The organism is Caballeronia sp. dw_19, from assembly GCF_018449515.1.
Lineage (GTDB): Bacteria > Pseudomonadota > Gammaproteobacteria > Burkholderiales > Burkholderiaceae > Caballeronia.
Window position 1 is genome coordinate 198565 of record NZ_JAAVUQ010000009.1, and the last position, 20390, is coordinate 218954.

17 protein-coding genes are annotated in these 20390 nt (G+C 62.0%); 11 read left to right on the forward strand and 6 right to left on the reverse strand.

Annotated features, from left to right (window positions below; genetic code table 11):
- Positions 1 to 130 precede the first annotated feature (130 nt).
- Positions 131 to 673, forward strand: coding sequence for a hypothetical protein (locus HB376_RS15545; RefSeq protein ID WP_213764550.1), 543 nt, complete (start codon positions 131 to 133; stop codon positions 671 to 673).
- Positions 674 to 839: 166 nt separating this feature from the next.
- Here HB376_RS15545 and HB376_RS15550 read toward each other — a convergent pair whose 3' ends face one another.
- From HB376_RS15550 to HB376_RS15570, 5 genes are all read right to left on the reverse strand, one after another.
- Positions 840 to 1715, reverse strand: coding sequence for a transporter substrate-binding domain-containing protein (locus HB376_RS15550; RefSeq protein WP_213764551.1), 876 nt, complete (start codon positions 1713 to 1715; stop codon positions 840 to 842).
- Positions 1708 to 2592, reverse strand: coding sequence for an ABC transporter permease (locus HB376_RS15555; protein WP_213764552.1), 885 nt, complete (start codon positions 2590 to 2592; stop codon positions 1708 to 1710). Before HB376_RS15555 ends, HB376_RS15550 begins: the two co-directional genes overlap by 8 nt.
- A complete protein-coding gene (locus HB376_RS15560; protein WP_218627271.1) occupies positions 2585 to 3379 on the reverse strand; it encodes an ABC transporter ATP-binding protein in 795 nt (264 codons plus the stop codon). The genes HB376_RS15555 and HB376_RS15560 overlap by 8 nt, the downstream gene beginning before the upstream one ends.
- A 47-nt stretch (positions 3380 to 3426) precedes the next feature.
- On the reverse strand, positions 3427 to 4539 hold the full coding sequence (locus HB376_RS15565) for an ABC transporter substrate-binding protein (RefSeq protein ID WP_255631367.1): 1113 nt from the start codon (positions 4537 to 4539) through the stop codon (positions 3427 to 3429).
- A 314-nt stretch (positions 4540 to 4853) separates the two neighbouring features.
- Entirely contained in the window at positions 4854 to 5180 is a 327-nt protein-coding gene (locus HB376_RS15570; RefSeq protein ID WP_213764553.1) for a hypothetical protein, read from the reverse strand.
- Between the two features lie 226 nt (positions 5181 to 5406).
- Here HB376_RS15570 and HB376_RS15575 point away from each other — a divergent pair, with 226 nt between their 5' ends.
- The gene (locus tag HB376_RS15575; protein ID WP_213764554.1) at positions 5407 to 5835 is read left to right on the forward strand and encodes a MarR family transcriptional regulator; all 429 of its coding nucleotides are present in this window, start codon (positions 5407 to 5409) and stop codon (positions 5833 to 5835) included.
- 15 nt (positions 5836 to 5850) lie between these two features.
- Positions 5851 to 7257, forward strand: a complete 1407-nt coding sequence (locus tag HB376_RS15580) for a DHA2 family efflux MFS transporter permease subunit (RefSeq protein ID WP_213764555.1) — start codon at positions 5851 to 5853, stop codon at positions 7255 to 7257.
- Positions 7258 to 7365: 108 nt separating this feature from the next.
- Here the strand turns inward: HB376_RS15580 and HB376_RS15585 are convergent, their stop codons facing one another.
- Positions 7366 to 10545 carry an EAL domain-containing protein gene (locus HB376_RS15585; protein WP_213764556.1) on the reverse strand — a complete coding sequence of 1060 codons (3180 nt, stop codon included), beginning with the start codon at positions 10543 to 10545 and terminating at the stop codon, positions 7366 to 7368.
- A gap of 503 nt (positions 10546 to 11048) precedes the next feature.
- Here HB376_RS15585 and HB376_RS15590 point away from each other — a divergent pair.
- The 8 genes from HB376_RS15590 to HB376_RS15625 all read left to right on the forward strand — a co-directional run bounded on the left by HB376_RS15590 (position 11049) and on the right by HB376_RS15625 (position 20376).
- Complete coding sequence (locus HB376_RS15590; protein ID WP_213764557.1) at positions 11049 to 11390, forward strand: non-heme iron oxygenase ferredoxin subunit; 342 nt, start codon at positions 11049 to 11051, stop codon at positions 11388 to 11390.
- Between the two features lie 80 nt (positions 11391 to 11470).
- Entirely contained in the window at positions 11471 to 12766 is a 1296-nt protein-coding gene (locus HB376_RS15595) for a sugar ABC transporter substrate-binding protein (RefSeq protein WP_213764558.1), read from the forward strand.
- Between the two features lie 76 nt (positions 12767 to 12842).
- On the forward strand, positions 12843 to 13835 hold the full coding sequence (locus tag HB376_RS15600; RefSeq protein WP_213764559.1) for an ABC transporter permease: 993 nt from the start codon (positions 12843 to 12845) through the stop codon (positions 13833 to 13835).
- Positions 13832 to 14875, forward strand: coding sequence for an ABC transporter permease (locus HB376_RS15605; protein ID WP_213764560.1), 1044 nt, complete (start codon positions 13832 to 13834; stop codon positions 14873 to 14875). Before HB376_RS15600 ends, HB376_RS15605 begins: the two co-directional genes overlap by 4 nt.
- Positions 14876 to 14926: 51 nt before the next feature.
- The gene (locus HB376_RS15610; protein ID WP_213764561.1) at positions 14927 to 16486 is read left to right on the forward strand and encodes an FGGY-family carbohydrate kinase; all 1560 of its coding nucleotides are present in this window, start codon (positions 14927 to 14929) and stop codon (positions 16484 to 16486) included.
- 15 nt (positions 16487 to 16501) lie between these two features.
- Positions 16502 to 18019, forward strand: a complete 1518-nt coding sequence (locus tag HB376_RS15615) for a sugar ABC transporter ATP-binding protein (RefSeq protein ID WP_213764562.1) — start codon at positions 16502 to 16504, stop codon at positions 18017 to 18019.
- 144 nt (positions 18020 to 18163) lie between these two features.
- Positions 18164 to 19153, forward strand: a complete 990-nt coding sequence (locus tag HB376_RS15620; protein WP_213764563.1) for a fatty acid desaturase — start codon at positions 18164 to 18166, stop codon at positions 19151 to 19153.
- Entirely contained in the window at positions 19150 to 20376 is a 1227-nt protein-coding gene (locus tag HB376_RS15625) for an FAD-dependent oxidoreductase (protein ID WP_213764564.1), read from the forward strand. The genes HB376_RS15620 and HB376_RS15625 overlap by 4 nt, the downstream gene beginning before the upstream one ends.
- Positions 20377 to 20390 lie beyond the last annotated feature (14 nt).

The following is a 20390-nucleotide window of genomic DNA, read 5'->3' on the forward strand; positions in this document are numbered from 1 at the left end:
GTTATCCAGGCAGCAGGACAAAGGACAAGACGTTATATTTGGCTGTATATTACGAAACGACGAAGCCAGCCATCTTTTGCGGCCCGTCACGCGTTGGATCTGCGCTGATTATCCGGTGAGAGGTGTCCCGATGCATGGTTTGCCACATCCGCGTGCCCAGACGCCGGCGGACGATTGTGCGACGTACCGTCCGGCACGGAACAATCGATCAACTGATCAAGGAAATCCGGAAGACGGCCCGATTGCCGACGCGGGCGACGGGCGCCTGAGGTTAGCTGAACTCGAGCCGCATTTCCACTGCTCGGTCCTTGGAACCTGTCTCAGCGGCCCGGTGCTGCACGGCATCGTTCGTTATTTCAGCGGACCCGGCTGGCGTGGCCGCAGCGATTTCGAAGTGCATCACGCCGCTGTCCAGCTTGCCGCCGAAGGCGGAGCCGCTGCCGATATCCTGCATGAGGCGCTCGACCATCGCTGGAGCGCGATGTTGGCGCGTTTTGGCGAGGTGACAGACGTGTGCGAACTGTACGAGATCTGGGGAGCCAGACAACAGGATCGCGATCTGCCCGGCACTTACTGGGCCTTGATGACGCATCCCTGTGCGACGGTTGAATTGCGTCAGCGGGTTTTCTGCGAGATTCACGGCATGAGGCTTCTCCCGGCAGATCCCGAATGACATGCCGGGCGGGTGGGCGGCGACGTGCGCATGTCACCTCGGAGCGGAGTATCTGAGTGAACTCCCGGTTTGAAGCCGAGTGGCCCCTCGGGTGAAGGCACGGTCTGGCCGTTGGGATAGCAGCCGGTGACCGGATAGTTTCTAAGACCTTGAGCGGTGCATCAAGTCAATGGCAGTACAAGTCGTTCTCGGCGATGAACATGTCGAAAGCGAGCTGCTTCGCCACGCTTTCGCGCGCTGTCGTCAGCCATCGGCTCTGGCGCCACTCGCGGATGGTGGCATCGACGAACCGCATGCTTGCCGCATCCCCGCCCGGCGTCGCAATGAACGAGGGCGTTGGATCGATATTGCCGGGGAGCACGCTGTAATAGCTCCAGTCGGGCTGCTTCAATAGCGACTTGATGACGAGCTCATCGTCGACCAGGGCGGTGCATTCGCCGGCCTGGAACGCCAGCAGCGCGTCGAGTGGGCGGTCGTAGGTAATTAGACGCACGCCATGGAGCCGCGCGGCTCGGGGGCCGTAAGCATTACCTGTCGACGTGCAGATCGAGCCTCCGCGCAAGGCCGCCCAGTCGTGTACGTTTCCGTGACGCAGGACCAGCGCTTGTCCGCGGCCGCTCGCATAGGAGACGGGTGAGAAAGATAGCGTCGAACCCGGCTGGAACGGCAAGCCGTCGATTGCAGCATCGGCCTTGCCCGTTGCGACCGCGACCGCCGCAGCATCGGGCTCGCTAAGCAACAGATCGACGGGCAGTCCCAGTCGCCGTCCAAGATCCGCGGCCAATGCAGCCGAGAAAGGATCAGGCGATCGCAGCGTGCGGTCCACGTGCCCGACCGTCAACACAGGGGCGGGCCGGGGCGGCACCGCGACAATCAGCCGGCCGCGAAGGCTGGCGGCCGTGAACGGTTTTTCAAGCGTGACGAACCGGCTCAATACCGCGCCAATACACACAAGCACCAGCAGAAAAACGGCTGTACGATTGCGCGTCCTTGACCCATAGCGCGGACCGAGCGTGCTGGCGCCGGCTCCGTCGCTAGCCATTTTGTGCAATGCCGACGCGCCAGCGCAGCAGCTTGCGCTCAAGCAACGAGAGGCCGTAGTTGATAAGCAATCCGAAGAGTGCGAGCAATACGATGCCTGCGTACATATCGGGGATCTGGAACGTTTCCTGTGAGTTGAGCGTGTAGAAACCCAGCCCTGAGCGGGCGCCGATCATCTCGGCTGCGACCAGCGCGGTGATGCTGTACGCACCGGCAAGCCTGATGCCGGTCAGTATTTGCGGCAAGGCTGCCGGCAAGATCACCTTGGCAAATATGAATCCTTGCTTGGCGCCCATCGACCGTGCGCAATCGATAAAGATCCGCTCCACTTGCTTGACGCCGGACAGGGTGTTGAGCAGCACAGGCCAGAATGCGGCCCACACGATGATCGCTATCTTCGACGATTCCCCTATGCCCAGAAAGAGCATGAAGACAGGGAACAGTGCGAATGCGGAGACTTGTCGCAACAATTGATAAAGCGGATCGGCGATCCGTTCAGCGCGACGGAACCAGCCCAGCAAAAAGCCGCCTATGATCCCGGCCGCCACGGCGAGCAACAAGCCCGCGATAGAGCGAAACGCACTGCTGCCAAGGTGCTTCCACACTTCGCCGCTTTCGAAGAGATGCGCGATTGCAACCAGGACAGCGGAAGGTGGACTGAGATAGGCCGAGTTGACAATGCCGGCGCGTGGCAGAAATTCCCATAACAGCAGGAACGCAACCAGCGCGACGCTGCGCTCGAAGACGCGCACTGCATGAGCGCGCACGCGTGAAAACGCTGCGGCCCGCGCAGGTTCTTTCGACTGCGAGGCGGCGGTGTCGGAAGCGAATTGCTCGCTGGCGGGGAGGGCGGCCGTCGCGGAAGATCGATCAGGCATTGAGGGTCCTCGTATCTTCGCGCTCGGTCGTGCTGCGCGTCTCGGCGACCTCGGTCTTTAGCAACGCCCACGCGCGCTGCCGCAACTCCAGGAACTGAGCTGAATTACGCACGGTGTCGTCGCGTGGCCGAGGCAGGGGAATGTCGATGATCACCTTCACCCGGCCAGGACCGCGCGTCATGATTGCTACACGGTCGGAGAGGAAGATTGCTTCATCGATGCTGTGGGTGATGAAGACCACGGTCTTGGCGCTTTTCTCCCAGATGGTAAGCAGTTCGCTTTGGAGCGTCTCGCGGGTCTGGGCGTCGAGCGCACCGAAGGGCTCGTCCATCAGCAGGACTTCGGGTCCGTAGGCGAGCGCTCGTGCAATGGCCGCGCGCTGACGCATGCCGCCGGAAAGCTGGTGCGGATAATGATTGCCGTACGCCTGCAATCCGACCAGCGAAAGAAAGTGCGCGGCTTGCTCGCGGCGTTGGGCGCGTTTTACGTCGCGGATCTCAAGGCCGATTTCCACGTTCTCGATGACCGTGCGCCAGGGGAACAGCGCATATCCCTGGAATACGACCCCCAGCTTTCGGCTGACGCCGCTCAGAATCTGTCCGTCGATGCGAACATCGCCCGTGGTCTGCGGGACGAGTCCGGCGAGTATGTTGAGAAGGCTCGACTTGCCGCAGCCGCTGGGTCCCAGCACCGAGAGGAATTCTCCTTCGCGCACCGACAGGTTGAAATCCTGGAGCACGGCATTCCTGCGCGCTTGCCCCGGCGTTCCCTGGTCAACATAAGTCAGGCCGAGATGCTCGGCGACGATCTTGTCGCGGTGCGGTGATACGCTGCTCACGATGCCGCTTCCGCGTCGTGACCCGGCGCGGCCGATGCGGACTTGCTCAAGCCCGCGGGCGCATTCGCGCGTGCGGGCGGCTGCGCGTACGGGTTGTATTCGTTGGTGTACACGTCTTCGACCTTGACCTTGCCCTTCGGGATCTTGCCGGCTTGTTCAAGGATGTCGATGTAATACTGGATCGGCGGGGTGGTGACGACGAGGTCCTTGACGTAGGCATAGCGTTCGACCACGTCGACATCGATCCCGAGCCGCTCGGCCGTCAGTTTGCGCGCTTCGTCCGGATGCGCGTTGACCCAGTTCCCCGCCTTGGCAATGGCGGTCACGAAGTCGCGCACCGCCTGCGGATGAGCACGCGCAAACGCACCGTTCACGCTGTACGGCGCCATCCCGCCAAGCCCGTGATCCTCGTCCCAGTCGCTCCACAGTTTGTGAAGCTGCGGGTCATGTTCGGCGGCGCCGGAAAACGGCGGATGAATGATCGCGATGTCGACGTTCTTCGTGACCAGCGCCTGTTGGGACTGATTGTCGGGCACGACCAGCCAGTTCACCTTCGACACATCCACGCCATGCTGCGACAGGTATTTCTTCGTGACGAACTCAGCGCACGCGCCGAAGCTGTTGAACGCGACCGTCTTGCCTTCGAAGTCCTTGGGCTGCGTGATGCCGGAGTCCTTCCGCGAGAAGTACTTCATGTGCGGTGCGTCGGGCAGGGTCTCGCCGCCGGCGGAAATGACCTTGATGTCGGCGCCGCTGGCGATTGCGGAGATGACGAGCGGCACCATGCGTGTACCGAAGTCGATCTCACCCGTGCCGACCAGCGGAATGATCTGCGGCGCCGAGACCTTCCCGACATACTTTGGACGCGTACTCGTACCGTCGAAGTAGCCGAGCTTGTCCGCCAGATAAACGAGGTCGAATGCCGGATTGTCGGGATACTTGAAATACGTCACGTTCTGGGCTTGCGCACCGCTTGTGGACGCGACGCTCGGGGCGCCATCGCGGGAATTGCAGCCGCTCTGGAGGAGCAGCAGCGACGCCGCGATCGATGCGACGGCAATGGAGATCGTGCGGTCACGCAGGCGGGACCGGGTCGGGGTAGAGAGCATCGGGATACCTGGCAAAAGGAAGCGGCGAAATCTTCAGGCACGAACGACGCGGCCGCGCATAAAAGCGCGCATGTTCGCAACCTGAGCCAAAGACGATTTTCGCTTTCGCGGGTCCCGCGCCTAACTAATTAAAAATTCTTTCGATAGCAGGAAACATGCAGGTTGCCGTAAGGTGCCGACTCTTCCGGGAAAGGGGCGAAACCGTTTATGTGCCGGAAGCATTCGTGTAACCGGTCGCCTGGGTCAACACTGTCAACGTCCTGGATTGTGACCTTCAGGTCGTGGCCGACACGCTCAACGGGGCACCTAGCCCGTTATCTGGCGGCAGGGAAGCCGCCATGAAACCGCCCGAACGTCCGGGCGGCGAAGATCGCCATCAACAACGCACCGAGACCCGCGGCGCCGGCGTCCGCCGTGACGCGTATATCGAAACTTCCAACCCGGTAGATCAAAAGATACGCCAGCGCGACGTTGAACGCTCCCCACAAGACATTAACGGTTGACGACGACAACCCTTTGCCCGATGGCGTGGCAAATGGACTCTGGAAAGATCGCCCCATCATTCCGCTTACGACGTGTGGAATCGCGTTGGCAACAACCGCTCCGCCCAGGAAGTAGGAAAGGTACTGATACCAGGACATCTGATGGCTCTCCAATTGTCATAACAGTGTTTGTTGAGACCGCCTTATCCCGCGAAGCGGGTGGTCAATGTGGTCCGTGGCACTCTGCCGATTCATCATGCCGACGGCCGGCCAACGCACAGGTCAAGATTCGCACTAACCAGTCAAACTTGCAAGTTTATCTTGCAAGTTTGACTGATGACATTCATCCTTGACACACACTCAACCTGACCGCGTTTGAAAAATCATGTCTACCAGGACTTTCGAGCAAGCCGTCATCGACTTGATGCAAGCAGTAGGACTGCTCGTACGGCGTACCCGCAACGAATCCCATGCGAGTGAGCTCTCGATGACGGAATCCGTCGTCATGTCGCGGCTGGCTAATGACGGACCCGCCACTATCGCGGCACTCGCGCGCGCCGAAGGGATGAAGCCGCAGTCCATGGGAACGACCATTACCTCGCTCGAGGAAATGGGCATCGTGAAACGCACGCCGCATGTTACCGACGGGCGGCAGATGCTTATCGCGTTGACGCCGAAAGGTGTTCGGTTACGCAAGAAAAATCGCGAGGCGAAGCAGATGTGGCTATCGCAGGTGATCGCGGAACTCGATGCCGAGGAGCGAGACACGCTGTTCAAGGCTGCCGGGATCATCAAGAGGCTGGCCGAGAAATAGGCGCATGAGGAGCGAATGAAAAACGAGATGAAGAAGAGCGCCAACGCGCCTGGCGGGATTGATCCGTCTGTCTGGAAAGTGGCCCTCGTCGCCGTGATCGGGCCGTTCATGACGCAGCTCGATTCCACCGTGGTCAACGTTTCGCTCTCGACCATCAGTCACACGCTCGACTCGTCGATTGCGACTGCGCAGTGGATCATCAGCGGCTACCTGCTGGCAATGGCGCTGATGCTGCCACTCAACGGTTGGCTCGTGGACTGCATTGGCGCGAAGCGCCTCTACATCATCGGCTTCGCGACATTCACATTGGCCTCCATTCTATGCGGGGCGTCCCGAAGCATGGGTGAGCTGATTTGTGCCCGCGTATTCCAGGGTCTGGTAGGCGGCGTGCTGGCGCCCATGACACAGATGATGATTGCGCGCGTGGCGGGAAAAAACATGGCGCGTGTGATGGGCTATACCGCCCTGCCTATTCTGCTTGGTCCCATCCTTGGTCCGGTATTGGCCGGGACGATTCTTGGCGTGTCCACGTGGTCCTGGCTGTTCTACCTCAACGTACCGGTCGGCATTCTCGGTGTCGGGCTGGCTTTCTTGCTGCTTCCGGGCGACGCCATCTCTCTACAAAAGCGCCCGTTCGATTTCCTCGGTTTCGCGCTGATTTCACCTGGCCTCGTTGCGCTCATCTACGGGCTTCAAAATGCGTCGCACACAGAGGGACGATGGGTTCTGCTCGCTGGCGCCGTGTTTCTTGCGGGATTCTTGCGGCACGCGAAACGCAAGGGCAGTTACGCGCTGATCGACGTGCGGATCTTTGCGGACCGGACTTTCTCTGTCGCCGCGGCCACGCAATTTTTCGCCAATGGCATTTTGTTTGGGCGGCAACTTGTCGTTCCTTTGTACCTGATCGCAGGCTGTGGGTTGTCCGCCGCGCATGCGGGTTGGATCATCGCGTCGACGGGTGTCGGCATGATGTGCTCGTTTCCACTTCTGGGATTCCTGACAGAAAGATATGGCTGCCGCGCGGTCTCGGCGGGAGGTGCGTTGCTGGCTTTCCTGAGCACGATCACGTTCCTCTGGATGACAGGGCATCAGCTCTCGGTTGCGTGGGCCGTGGTCAGCCTTTTCCTGGCCGGGGCGGGTCAAGGAACGATCAGCATACCGTCGATATCGGCAGCCTATTCATCGATCCCGAAAGCGCGGCTCGCCGTCGCGAACACCGCGTTGAACATTGCACAAAGGGTCGGGGGGCCGATTGCGACCACGCTCCTGGCCGTGGTGATTTCCTTGACGATGCACAAGCCGGCGAACGCTCAGCCACGGCAATTCCTGATGGCCTTTGTGATGCTCTCCTGTTTTCACTTGTTGGCTTTCGGGGCGGCAACGCTCCTTCCGCTGCGAATACATCGCGCATCAGAAGCGTGAGCGTTCACGGTTTATCGTTGCCGGATTGGCCGCAAATGCCGTGACTGCCTTCCTGCCTTCTCCTGAATCCGTACCACCCCACCGCCACGAAAGAAGCTGCCGCGCCGCTCACGCCACCTCGCGCGTGTTGGTCCAGGACCACAAATCGGCAGGCGATAACGCCTTCGAGAACAGGAAGCCCTGCAGCTCGTCGCAACCGATCGTGCGTAAGATGCGAGCCTGATGCTCGCTCTCGACACCCTCGGCGACCACGCGCAGCCCCAGTTCGTGGCCGAGCTCGATGATCGCCCGGATGATGGCGAGATCCGCCGGGGCATCGAGCATGTCGAGCACGAACGCACGATCGATCTTGAGCCGATCCAGTGGAAAGCGGTTCAGATAGCTGAGGCTTGAGTAACCGGTGCCGAAATCGTCGAGCGATAGCTTGACCCCGAGCGCGCGGATCGCGTTGATCGTGGCGAGATAGTTCTCCGCGTTGTCCATCAGCACGGTCTCGGTGATCTCGAGTTCGAGACGCCACGGGTCCACGCGATGCCGCGCGAGACTGTCCGCGAGCGTCCCGATCAGGTCGGACCCGCTCAACTGGATCGCTGACAGGTTGATCGAGACGCGCAGCGGCATCAGTCCTTCTGCATCCCACGCGGCGATCTGCTGGCATGCTTCGTCTATCACCCACGCGCCGATTGGAATGATGAGCCGCGTATCTTCCGCGACCGGAATGAACTGCGCGGGCGACACCTTGCCGATCTGCGGGCTGTTCCAGCGCAGCAACCCTTCGACGGCCACCAGTTCGCCCGTGTGCGCATCGACGCACGGCTGGTACTCGAGCCGGAACTCATGCGTCTCGATCGCGGTGCGCATGCACGCTTCGAGCGTCAGCCGGTAGCGGGCGCGTTCGGCCATGTCGGGCGCGAAGAACTTGACGAGGTTGCGTCCCGCGGCCTTCGCCTGGTACATCGCGGCGTCGGCGTTCTGCATCAGCGTCTCGATGTCCTCGCCGTCGTCGGGGAAAAGCGCCACGCCGATACTGCACGACACCTGCAGCGTGAGACCGCCGAGTTCGTGCGGCTGGCGCACGAGCGGCAGCAAACGCTCATCGATCGTGCGCGTGACGTCGGCCGCGTTGCTGACGCCGTTCAGGATCACCGTGAATTCGTCACCGCCGAGCCGGCTAACCGTGTCTTTGCTGCGCACGGCCTGCAACAGGCGCCGCGAGACTGAGCGCAGAAGGTTGTCGCCGATGTGATGGCCCAGCGAATCGTTGACGTTCTTGAAGCGGTCGAGATCGATGAACAGCACCGCGATGCGCTGCCCCGTGCGGCGCGCGTTGCCGAGCGCGACGCCAAGGCGCTTCACGAACAGCTCGCGGTTCGGCAGCTCCGTCAGCACGTCGTGCTCGGCCAGGAACTGGATGCGCGCCTCGCTCTTCTTGCGGTCCGTGATGTCGATCAGCGTACAGATGTAGTGGGACAGGTTCGCGCGCCGGTCGCGCACCGCGCTCAGCATCAGCCATGCCGGATAGTCGCTGCCCGCGCGCCGCCGCACGTGCGCTTCGCCATGCCATGCGCTCAGGCGATCGACGGAATCGATAACGGTCGGGAAAATGTCGTCGTGCTCCTGCGCGCCGAAAAGGAAAGCGGGTTCCTTGCCTGCCACGTCGTCGGCACGATACCCCGTCGCACGATAGAACGACGCGTTGGCAGTCACGAGCCGCCGCTGCGAATCCAGAATCAGGATTGCTTCGGATGACGCCTCGAACACCTTGCCCCACAGTTCGAGGCGCTGCTCCATCAGCTTGATCTGGTTGATCGGCGTGAACGCGGTCAGCACGGCGTCGCGTCCCTGGAAGTTGAAGCGCCGCGCTGACAGCATGGCCCAGGTGGGTTCGCTCGCGGCCTTCCAGTGCACCTCGAATTCGTCGACGGCCTCGCGGTCGGAGAGTTGCTGGAAGAAACGCGCGCGAACCTCCGAGTCGAGACCGAAGGCCCACGGGTCGACCGTGCAGCCATTCAGCCAGTAAAGCGCGGGCGTGTTCGCGTGCAGCACCTCGTGCCCGGGGATCGCAGTGACGACCATCGGCACGGGGGTCGCTTCGACGAGCGCATGCTGCGCGGCCGACGCGCGCGCTGTCGCCGCGAGTTCCTTCTGCACGTCGCGCTCGCGGTCGAGCTGCGCGAGCATGTCGTTGAAGCCTCGCACGAGCTGTCCGATCTCGTCCTGGCTATGCCAGCTGGCACGCAGCGAATGGTCGCCCGTGCGCCGCACCGTGTCCATCACGCGCGCGAGCTGGCGCAGTGGCCGCGAAATCTGCTGTGCGACGGAATACACCATGCTCAGGATCGCGCACAGCAGGAATAGCGCCGTGCCGAGATGCAGCCACATGCGCTCAAAGAGGCCACGCACGCGCTCATGCAGCAGTGTTTCGAGCTGATTGGCGGTCACACTCCACGCGTCGCTCACGCTCATTACCACGCGCTGCTGCGCGGCATCGAGCGCGGCAAGCGTGTCCACCGCCGAGCCGGCGTCGACCGCGGCACCAGCCACACGGCGATACGCGTCGATCGCGGCGAGCATGCGCCCGACTGGCGGCCCGATCGTCCCTGCCAGCAGGGGGTTCGCGGCGGAAGCCTCCGCGTAGTCGGAACGCAGCCCCTGCAATACAGCGTCGAGCTGCCCTTCCAGCACGAGGTAGCGGGTGCGCATCTCGTCACGGCTCATCGGTGCGGCGCGACGATTCGCGCTGGCATCGTGCAGGTGGCGGCCGATCCGGTTGACGTCGTTGAGCAGCTCTGGATAGCGCAGGATAGACAGCGACATGGAGTAGTAGCTGTCGAGGTCCGGGTCCAGAATCAGGTTCGACTGGTTGCCGACCCGCGTCACCAGTTCGCGTGTCGCCTCGAGGCCGCCGTCCGCAGTTGCGGTGCTCGCATGCGCCGCCGCGCTGGCCGCGAGCACGGCCAGCACACGCGCATTGAGCTCGGCGCTCTGCATGTTCGCGCCATAGAGGCGCTCTGCGTCGGCGAGGCGGTTCGCCGTGCGTTGCAATTGGGCCGGCGTCTGCGGCTGCCCGGCCCCCGCGAGTGCAAAGTCGATGAGCGCGTCGTGCGCGGCCGCGACGTAGGCGTTGCCGATCAACTCCTTGTCGGAGAAGTCGATCGCGATGTACTTCTCGTGGATCAGGATGCCGCTGATATACAGCACTGCGCTCAGGTCGAGCAGATAGATCAGCAGCAGCTTGCGGCCGACACGAAGGCGCGCAAGAAACCGGAAGAACAGGTTACGTTTCATGAGCGCTGCCGCTCGACCGCGAAGCTTTCTCCCCGGCTGTCATAAGTCAGACGTTTCACTGCGTTTCTCCGTGCGGGGAACGTCGGACCTGGGTCAGGTCCGGTCGAGGAAACTCCCTAGTCATGCTATCGACCGGTTGAACGACTTCTTTAGCCTGTGCTTAAAACTCCCCAAGACGGTGCCGGAAACGCGACACGATGGTGCGAGCGCTCGCAAGGCTTGCCGTGGGGGTGTCCGCGTAACGGTAACGAAGCACTCGCCGCGCTGTCGGCTTCACCTCATGAAAGTCGCGCCTCTGCTGGCGCAACGCCGCATTCCTCTTCACTGAACCGGGAGTGTTTATCCCGATGGCCTTTACCGCGTTAATCGTGACCGCTCGACGTCAAGCGGGTGGCCAGCCGACCTCCAGTGCGTCAATGGGCTCATTCAAATAATGAATTTTCTCCAGGTAACGGTCGCAATTAGCATCGATTCAACACGAAACCGACTCACAAGGAGGTTGTTTGCAAGCAGGCAATTCGACGCAATGGATCAAACTTGCGCGCGCGGAGGATATTGAAGATGGCGATGTGGAACGTTGCGAAGCAGCCGGCACATGTATCGCGGTCTTTAACGTGAACGGGACATTTTATGCGACGAGTGATATCTGCACCCACGCTTACGCGCATCTGTCGGATGGATATATCGACGGTGAGACGGTCGAATGCCCGTTGCACCAGGGACTGTTCCACATTCCCACCGGACGCGCGATGTCGCCGCCCGTCACCGAGAATTTAAAGACGTTCGCGACCCGGGTCGAGGATGGACACGTTTTCGCCGAAATTGAAATAAAGGAGGAAAACTAAGCAATAGACTTTATGGAAATACACATAAACACAGACCGCCGATCCGGCGGCATTCCATCGAAGCATGGAGGAGCACAACAATGATTGGCTATAAAAACAGTGCGGTGCGCATGGCCGCAGCGCTGGCCGGCTACGCGTGCGTGTCGTTCGCAAGCGTCAACGCAGGCGCGCAGGAATCCGTGCACACCCAGCTAAACGGGGTCATCAAGCAATATAGCGGCGTGACGAGCGCTTCAATGACGAATCCGGACGTCAAGAAGCTCTTCGACAAGGACGGTTTCGCGGACTATCTGGCCGACTACCCGGTGGGCAATCTTGCGCTGGGCTATGTATGGAAAGTCGGGATGGGCGCGACCTTCACGGGTCATTACAGCAAGGTCACGATCAAGGCGCCGTTCACCGACTACATGCCGCTGCCCGATGGCCCGGTGCTCAATCCCAAGAAGACGTATCGAATTGGTTTCGTCTTTCACGGCTTCAACAACCCCTGGCTGATGAGCCTGGCCGACACCGCCGCATGGGAAGCTGCACGTCATCCGAACGTGCAGATCGATATAGTCGATGCGCAGTTCGACGATAACCGCATGTCGCAGGTCATCGACGGCTGGATCGCGAAGAAGTATGACGGCATCGTGCTCTGGCCGAATCGGGAAGCGCCGATGGGTCCGCCCGTGGACCGTGCAATCGCTGCCGGTATTCCGGTGGTCAGCGTGGACCGGCGGACATCGTCGACGAAGATCAGTTCGGAAGTGATGGGCAACTTCTACGCGAACGGGGTTCAGCAAGGCATCTATCTCCAGCAGGCGACGGGCGGCCAGGGCGAGCTCATCATGAACCGCAAGGATCTTGGCAGCACCGCTGACGCGATCCGTTCCGGCGCGTTCCTGCAAACCATTGGCAAGAGCAATGGTTATCACATTCTTGCGTCATATCAGGTGAACAGCGATCGTACGCTTGCATTCAAGGCGACGGCGGATGCGCTGCAGGCGTACAAGAACATCTCCGTGGTGTTCAACGCCGGAGGCGAGGAAGCCATGGGCGCGCTCGATGCAATCCGGGAGGCCAAGCGTCTCAACAGCGGCCCGGGCGGCAAGAAACTGGTGATTCTCGCCGACGACGACGCGAACGAGGTCCTCAAGGAAGTGAAGGATGGCAACATCGACATGGTCGCGCCGTACACACCGTTGATCGGCGATCTCGGCGTGCGTGTCGTCCTCGAGCATATCGGCTTCAAGGAAGGCCTCATCAAGCAGGCACCGCCCAAGCTGGTGCTCACGCCCAACCTTCCGATGATCACGAAGACGAAGATGAAGATCGGCGGGATTGAGACGGTGACTCCGGACGAATGGCCCTACGGTTACGGCCCGGGGAAATGAGACTTCGCTGAAGCACCGTCCGTGGCACGCACGCATCGGTTAGCGGGCGTGCCACGGACATTTGCAGGAGACAAATATGAATCAGCCCACTCTACCGGCGGCGGCCCCAGCCCCGGCTCGCAAGCGGCAGCAAGGCGGCCACGCGATGGCGCCGGCGCTCCCACGGCTCGGGCTGCTCGCGCTGCTGGTTATCGCCGGCTATCTGATCAATCCGCGCTTCGTCAGTAGCGACAATCTGCGGATCGTGCTGCTGGCGGTATCGACCGTAGGCGTAATGGGGCTCGGCATGACGCTGGTGCTGCTGGCAGGCGAAATCGACCTGTCGGTAGGCGGTATCGCCGTGCTGGCGGGGGTGGTCGGCGGGCAGTTCGTGCCCGGCGGATCGGTCGCCGCCGTGCTGGCGGCTACGCTGGTAACCGGCATCGGTCTCGGCCTGATCAACGGCCTGTGCGTCACCGTGTTGCGGGTGCCTTCGCTGATAGTCACACTCGGGTCGCTCGGCATTTCCCGCGCGCTGGCTAACTTGCTCTCGGGCGGCCAGGCCATCTTCCCGTCGAAGCTGGAGGGTTTCCTCTGGCTGGGACGCGGATCGATAGCTGGCGTTCCCGTGCCGATCCTCATCCTGATCGTGGCGGTCGTGCTCGCGCTGATTGCCACGCGCCACACCGTGTTTGGCCGCGCGCTCTACGCCGCAGGCGGCAATCCGCGCGCTGCGGCGCTTTCAGGCGTGAATGTCGACGGGATCAAGCTGCTCGTTTTCGCACTGAGCGGCGCTGCGGCCGCGCTCGCTGGCATGCTGGAAAGTGCCCGCCTTTCTTATATTGACCCGGCGGCGTTCAATGGCATCGAACTGAGCGTGATCGCGGTAGCGACGCTTGGCGGCGTATCGCTTGCCGGCGGCCGCGGCACGATAGGCGGCATGGTGGTAGCGGCATTGATTATCGGCGCCATGAACAATGCGCTCAACATGCTGGGCATGAGCAGCTATTTGCAGCAGATCGTCACCGCCGGCGTCATTCTCGCCGTGGTGCTTCCGGATAGCCTGCAGCGCAAGGAGCGTGAAGCATGAGCAGCATTCTCGATACCGAACGCCGCGCCGCGCGCCGTTCCCTCGGACTGCCGGTAAGGCAGACGGCGCGGGCGGTTATCGCGCAGCCTTTGATCTGGCTGCTGGTTGCGTTGCTCGTGCTGGCGTATTTCACATCGGAGTATTTTTTCAGCCCCGCCAACCTCGACACGCTGATGCGTGATGTCGCGGTGTTCGGATTTCTCGCGATGGGCATGACCCTCGTGCTGCTGACCGGACGCATCGACCTGTCGGTGGCGGCCGTGATGATTTTCAGTGTGATTGGCGCGATCCAGTTGATGTCCCTGATCGGCGCACAGTTCGATATCCGCATGATCGCCCGCGGTGGGACGTATGTCGGGCCCGCGTTGCCGCTGATCGGACTCACACTCTTGCTCGGTGCGCTCGCGGGTCTCGTCAACGGCGTGGGCGTTGCCTACGGGCGGGTCGCGCCGTTCGTCATGACATTGGTGAGCCTGAGCGCGCTGCGCGGGTTGAGTTACACGCTGACCAACGGTCACGCATTCTATGTGCGTTCAGACGCGTACCAATGGCTTGGCGAAGCGCATCTTCTAGGCATTCCACTTGGCACGGTCGCCTATTTCGTGCTTTTCCTGACGCTCGCGTGGCTGCTTCACATGCACGTGATCGGAAAGCGCATTTATGCGATTGGCGGCGATGAAAAGACGGCGCGCTTCGCCGGCATCAACGTGCGCGGGTGGATCGTGCTGGTCTATGTCGCTAGCGGTCTTTGCGCTGCCTGCGCCGGCGTATTGTTCACTTCGCGGCTCATGTCGGTCGACGCACCGCTCGCCAATGGCTATGAGCTCAATGCGATCGCGATTGCTGTGCTCGGCGGTACGAGCCTCGCGGGCGGCTACGGCTCGCCGTTCCGCACGCTGTGCGGCGGTCTTATCTTTGCGATCGGCCTGAGCCTCCTGAACATGTGGGGTGTCGGCGCGTGGTACCAGAACCTGATCGTGGGCGTGGTGCTGATCGTGGCGGTGGCGCTGGTTCAATGGCTGCGGCGCGGCGCACGCTAGGAACCCGTCCAGTGGTGGAGCTGTTTAAACAACAACTTAAGGAGACGAAACATGGCGGCGAATCTCACCCTCGGCATCGATATTGGCACGACCAACGTCAAGGCGACGATCCTGGATACGGACACCGGCAGGATCGTCGCGCACGCGTCGCGCGAGCATCCGCTGTTCCATCCCCGGCCGGGTTGGGCGGAACAGGAAGCTGACAACTACTGGGGCGCGGTGAGCGCGGCTATCCGCGCGTGCCTGGAGCAGGGTGCGTTCGCCGACGCCATTCGCGGCGTGGCCATGTCGGGCCTGGTGGGCGTCACGCTGCCTGTGGATCAGAACGGCAAGCCGTTGCGTCCCGCACCGATCTGGATGGACGCGCGCTCGGAGCGCGAATGCGCCGAGATTCGGGAACGTGTGGGCGAGGAAACCATCAACCGGAATAACGGCAACCGGATCGCGCCGTGGTTTATCGAGCCGAAGGCGCTCTGGATCAAAAAGCACGAGCCGCACATTTTCAACGCGACGCATAAATTCGTCTCGCCGACGGGCTATTGCACGTTCAAGATGACCGGTACATTTTCGATAAATACAGGGGATGCGGGCCTGTTTTATCCCTACGACTACCGGCGCGAGTGCTGGAACGAAGACGTTGCGGCAGCGATTGGCATTCCTATCGATAAATATCCGCGCATCTACCGTTCGCACGAAGTGGTAGGCGAGGTGACGCGCCAGGCAGCGGCCGAAACCGGCTTGCGTGCCGGCACGCCGGTTGTAGCGGGCGGCACTGATATCAGCTCGGCGGCACTTGGTGCGGGCGTGACCGAAGCGGGCCAGGCGTATTACTCGATGGGCACCGGCTCGAATCTCGGCATCATGATTCCGACAGAACAGGAGGTCGACGAATTCCGCATCCTGAAGTGGCCGCACGTCCTGCCCGGCCTCACGATGTTCGACGCGCCTATGGCGTTCACCGGCGCCTCGCTCAAGTGGTTCCGCGATCAGTTCGGCGATTACGAATGGAGGCTGGCCGAACGTATCGGTCAGAATGTGTTCGACCTCTTCACGGCCGAGGCCGCGCGCATTGCGCCCTGTGCCGACGGCCTGCTGTATTTGCCTTACCTTGGCAACTCGCTCGCCCCCAACTGGAATTCGAACGCGTGCGGCACGTTTTTTGGTGTGCGCCCCGACACCACGCGAGGCCATTTCATTCGTGCGCTCGTAGAGGGTGTGGCGTTCGACCTCTATTCGAACGTGAAGATCGCGCAGCAGGCGGGCGTCAAGCTCGACAGCCTGATCCTCAATGGCGGTCCGGCCAAGAGCCGCCTGTGGACGCAGATCACCGCGAACGTGGTCAACCTGCCGCTGGCCATTCCCGATATTGGCGAGGCGGCGCCATTTGGCGATGCGATTCTGGCGGGTGTCGGCGCGGGCATTTACCCGGACCCGGTGACGCCGGTCAAGGCGATAGTCAGGATTCGGGAAACGATCGAACCAGACGCGAAAATCCACGAACGATATGACGAATTTTTCGGGCTCTGGGGTCAGGTCTACGAGAACCTGCGCGGTTCGATGGACGATCATCGCGCGCTGCTTGAGCGCTATCGGATCGGACAGGAGCATTGATCGATGGAACCGCTCATGTCCACGTCCACTCAGCCGCCGCCGCTCCTCGAGGTCGCGGGCATCCGCAAGCAGTTCGGAAGCGTCGTCGCTCTGGATGAAGTCAGTTTCGACATTCGTGCAGGCGAGGTGCACGCGCTCGTGGGCGAGAACGGCGCGGGCAAGTCGACCCTGCTCGCGATCATGAATGGTCTGCAGCGCCCGGACCATGGCGAAATGCGCCTCGATGGCATGGCGCTGACGCTCGACGGGCCTGCGGCGGCACGTAACAACGGTGTTGTGCTCGTGCATCAGGAACTCGCGTTGTGCCCGAACATGACGGTCGCGGAGAATATCTTTCTTGGCAACGAACCACGTTCGCGGCTCGGCAATATCGACACCGAGCAGATGGAAGAGAGTGCCCGGCAGTTGCTGAGCATGATGCACGTTGCGATCGATTGCAGGGCGCACGTGTCGTCTTTGGGCCTGAGCCAGCAGCAACTCGTGGAAATCTGCAAGGCGCTTGCGTCAAAGCCGCGCTTGCTGATTCTCGACGAACCGACGGCCTCCCTCACGAGCGAGCACGTTGATACGTTGCTCGGCATGCTCGACCGTCTGCGCACGGCAGGTCTGGGCATCATATATGTGTCACACCGGCTTGAAGAAGTGCTGCGCATCGCGGATCGCATCACCGTGCTGCGCGACGGCAAGTCTGTCGCGCGCTTCAGCGCGGCCGGCACGACACCCGAGCAACTGGTTCAGGCGATGGTCGGCCGCGAACTCGGCGAGCGCTTTCCACCGCGCCGTGCTCGTGCGCCCGGCGCCTTGCTGCTCGAAGTGGATCGGCTCGGCGCGAAAGGGCGTTTCAGCGAAGTGTCGCTCGAGCTGCGGGAGGGGGAGATTGTAGGGATCGCGGGCCTGCTCGGATGCGAACGGGAGTCGGTAATTCGCGCCCTGTTCGGCTTGCAGCGCGTGGATCACGGTGAGATCCGCATCGGCGGCGTGGTCCGCAAGCTGACTACGCCACGGCGCGCGGTGGGTTACGGACTCGCGTACCTGCCGGCCGATCGCAAGGCGGAAGGCCTCGTTCCGACCATGTCCGTGCATGACAACCTCGCGCTCACGACTTTGCGGCGCCTGACGCGCGTCGGGCTGGTGTCGCGGCGGCGGCGCGACCTGCTCAGCCGGGGCCTGATCGAACGGCTCGCGATCAAGGCGAAGGACCCGAACCGCGGCGTGGTCAATTTGTCCGGCGGTAATCAGCAGAAGGTCGTCCTCGGGAAGTGGCTGGCGCGCGACGCACGGCTTTTTGTTGTCGAGGAGCCCACGCGCGGGGTCGACGTGGGTGGCAAGCCGCAGATCTGGGAGGCGCTGCAATCGGTCACGGATGAAGGCAAGGGCATCTTGCTCGTATCGAGCGAATTGCCTGAGTTGATGGCGCTATGCGACCGCATCGTGGTCATGAGCCGGGGGCGCGTAACGGGTCACTTCGCGCGCGCGGATTTCGACGCCGAGGCCATCGCGCATTGTGCCGTGAGCGCGGTGCAGGCGATCTGAGCGCCGTGCCCCAGCTTCATCAATGGGTGCGTTCAAACAATGAATTGGTCAGAAAGCAAGCCGATCCCTACGATGACATCAATGGCGCCCGATGCGTTGAACGCAGCCGGCGGAATCGAAATCAAATGTCTCGCGGGTGGATGAATGACAACCGATGGATTGAACGCAAACAGACTGGGCAGTGAGGAATGGCCGCTGACCGGCGGAGCCATGGTGCCGAAGAAGAGCCTCAAGGCCCTGCGCGAACGCAGCAACGTGCCCGGTTTGCTGCATCTGGCGGCTCACCTCGGCACGCTATTGTTCACGGGCTGCCTGATTTATTTGTCGTTGGGAACGCTCTGGGTCATTCCTGCAACCGTGCTGCATGGCGCGATCATCGTGCTGCTGTTTGCACCCTTGCATGAGTGCTCGCACGGCACCGCGTTTCGCTCGCGCTGGCTCAACACGGCAGTGGGCATGTTCGCAGCGGTAGTGAGCATGCGGCCGTTCCTGTACTTCAAGTACCGGCATACGGCGCATCACACATACACGCAACATGAGCGTCTCGATCCGGACATCGTGCCGTTTCCATCGACACTTCGTGAGTACGTCTTGCTGATACTCGGCGCGTCGTTCTGGCCGAAAATGGTGGGGACTTATTGGCGCGGCCTTACCGGCCGGTTCACGACGGTGGAGCGCAGTTTCATTCCGCAAAGCGATGTCAGCCGCGTCCGCCGCGAGATTGTCCTGACGCTTGCGCTATACCTCGTCGTCGCGGCAGTTTCCATCGCGCTCCATTCATGGGCTGTCGTGATCTATTGGCTTTTGCCGCGCTTTTTCGGCGAACCGGTGCTGCGGGCGATCCGCATGGCCGAGCATACCGGCGCCGACGAAAGTCCCGACCTCCTGGCCAACACCCGCACCACGCTCGCCAATCCGGTTTTTCGCACGCTGTACTGGAACATGCCGTTTCATGCAGAGCATCACGTGGCGTCATCGGTGCCGTTTCATGCGCTGGCGCGGCTGCACAAGGAAATGCGTCCGCATCTCCACTGCGTTGCGAATGGCTATATAGAAGTGCATTCGCAGATCATCCGGGAAATCATGGTCCGCCGGCGCTTTGCGCGGCAATCGTCAACGGGCGGTTCGGCATGACAGTGAACCTGCCTCAGTCAGTTGTCATCGTCGGCGCGGGACATGCGGGCGGCCGCGCCGCAATCAATCTTCGCCAGTTGGGTTTTGCCGGACGCATTACAGTCCTCGGCGACGAGATGCACCCGCCTTATGAACGGCCGCCGTTGTCGAAAGAGGTTCTGACCGGCATCGCGCCGGCGCAGTCGACGCATCTCGTTGCTTCTGGCGAGTGGGATGCCCTCGACGTAAAGCTGGCACTCGGCGATGCGGTTGTCGAAGTCGATCGTGGTCGCGGTGCGGTCCGGCTGGCGAGCAGTGAAGTCGTTCCGTACGACGCGCTGATTCTCGCAACCGGCGCGCGCGCGCGGGCGTTTCCGGGCAAGGTCGATGCCGGGGCGCCCGTGCATACGCTTCGCACGCTTGCCGATGCAGCCGCGCTCGCGCCTCGCTTGCTTCGCGACGCGCGCGTTGCCGTGCTCGGCGCGGGTTTTATCGGACTGGAAGTTGCGTCGAGTGCGGTACAACTGGGCGCGCGCGTAACGGTGATCGAAGCGGCCGAGCGCCCGCTTATGCGCCTGTTGCCCACCGGTTTCGCCGAGTGGATAACGTCGCTCCACGCTGGCAACGGCGTCGATTTGCGTTTCGACACCCGCGTGACGCGCTTGCGTGCCAATGGGATCGAGATGGAACACGGCGCAGGGGTCGCGGCCGACGTGATCGTGGTCGGGATCGGGGCTCAGCCAAACGACGAACTGGCGTCTCAGGCGGGGCTGGCGGTGGAAAACGGTGTGCTTGTCGACGGCGAGTGCCGTACGCACGACCCGCACATTTTTGCGATCGGCGACGTGGCGCGTTTGCGCGCGACGCATACGCAAGCGACATCGCGGATCGAATCGTGGCGCAAGGCCGAGGACGATGCCCAAACAGTGGCTGCCGTGCTGTGCGGCGCGCAAACCAGGCCTCGCGATGTCCCATGGTTCTGGACCGACCAGTTCGGGCGCAACATCCAGTTGGCAGGCGAGCCTTCAGACCGCTATGCATCCGTGCTGCGTGGTAACCCCGGCCAGGGTTCGTTCGTGATCTATTACCTGGAAGGTAATGCGCTGCGTGGTGTGATCGGGGTGGATTGCGGACGCGATGTGCGCGCGGCCCAAAAGCTGATTCAAAACTGTGCCGACATCGATCCTGCGGCCCTTCCCACACCGAAAGTGAAGGCAGCGAAAGCCGAATCCCGCCCCGCTTGATAACCACTCCCACC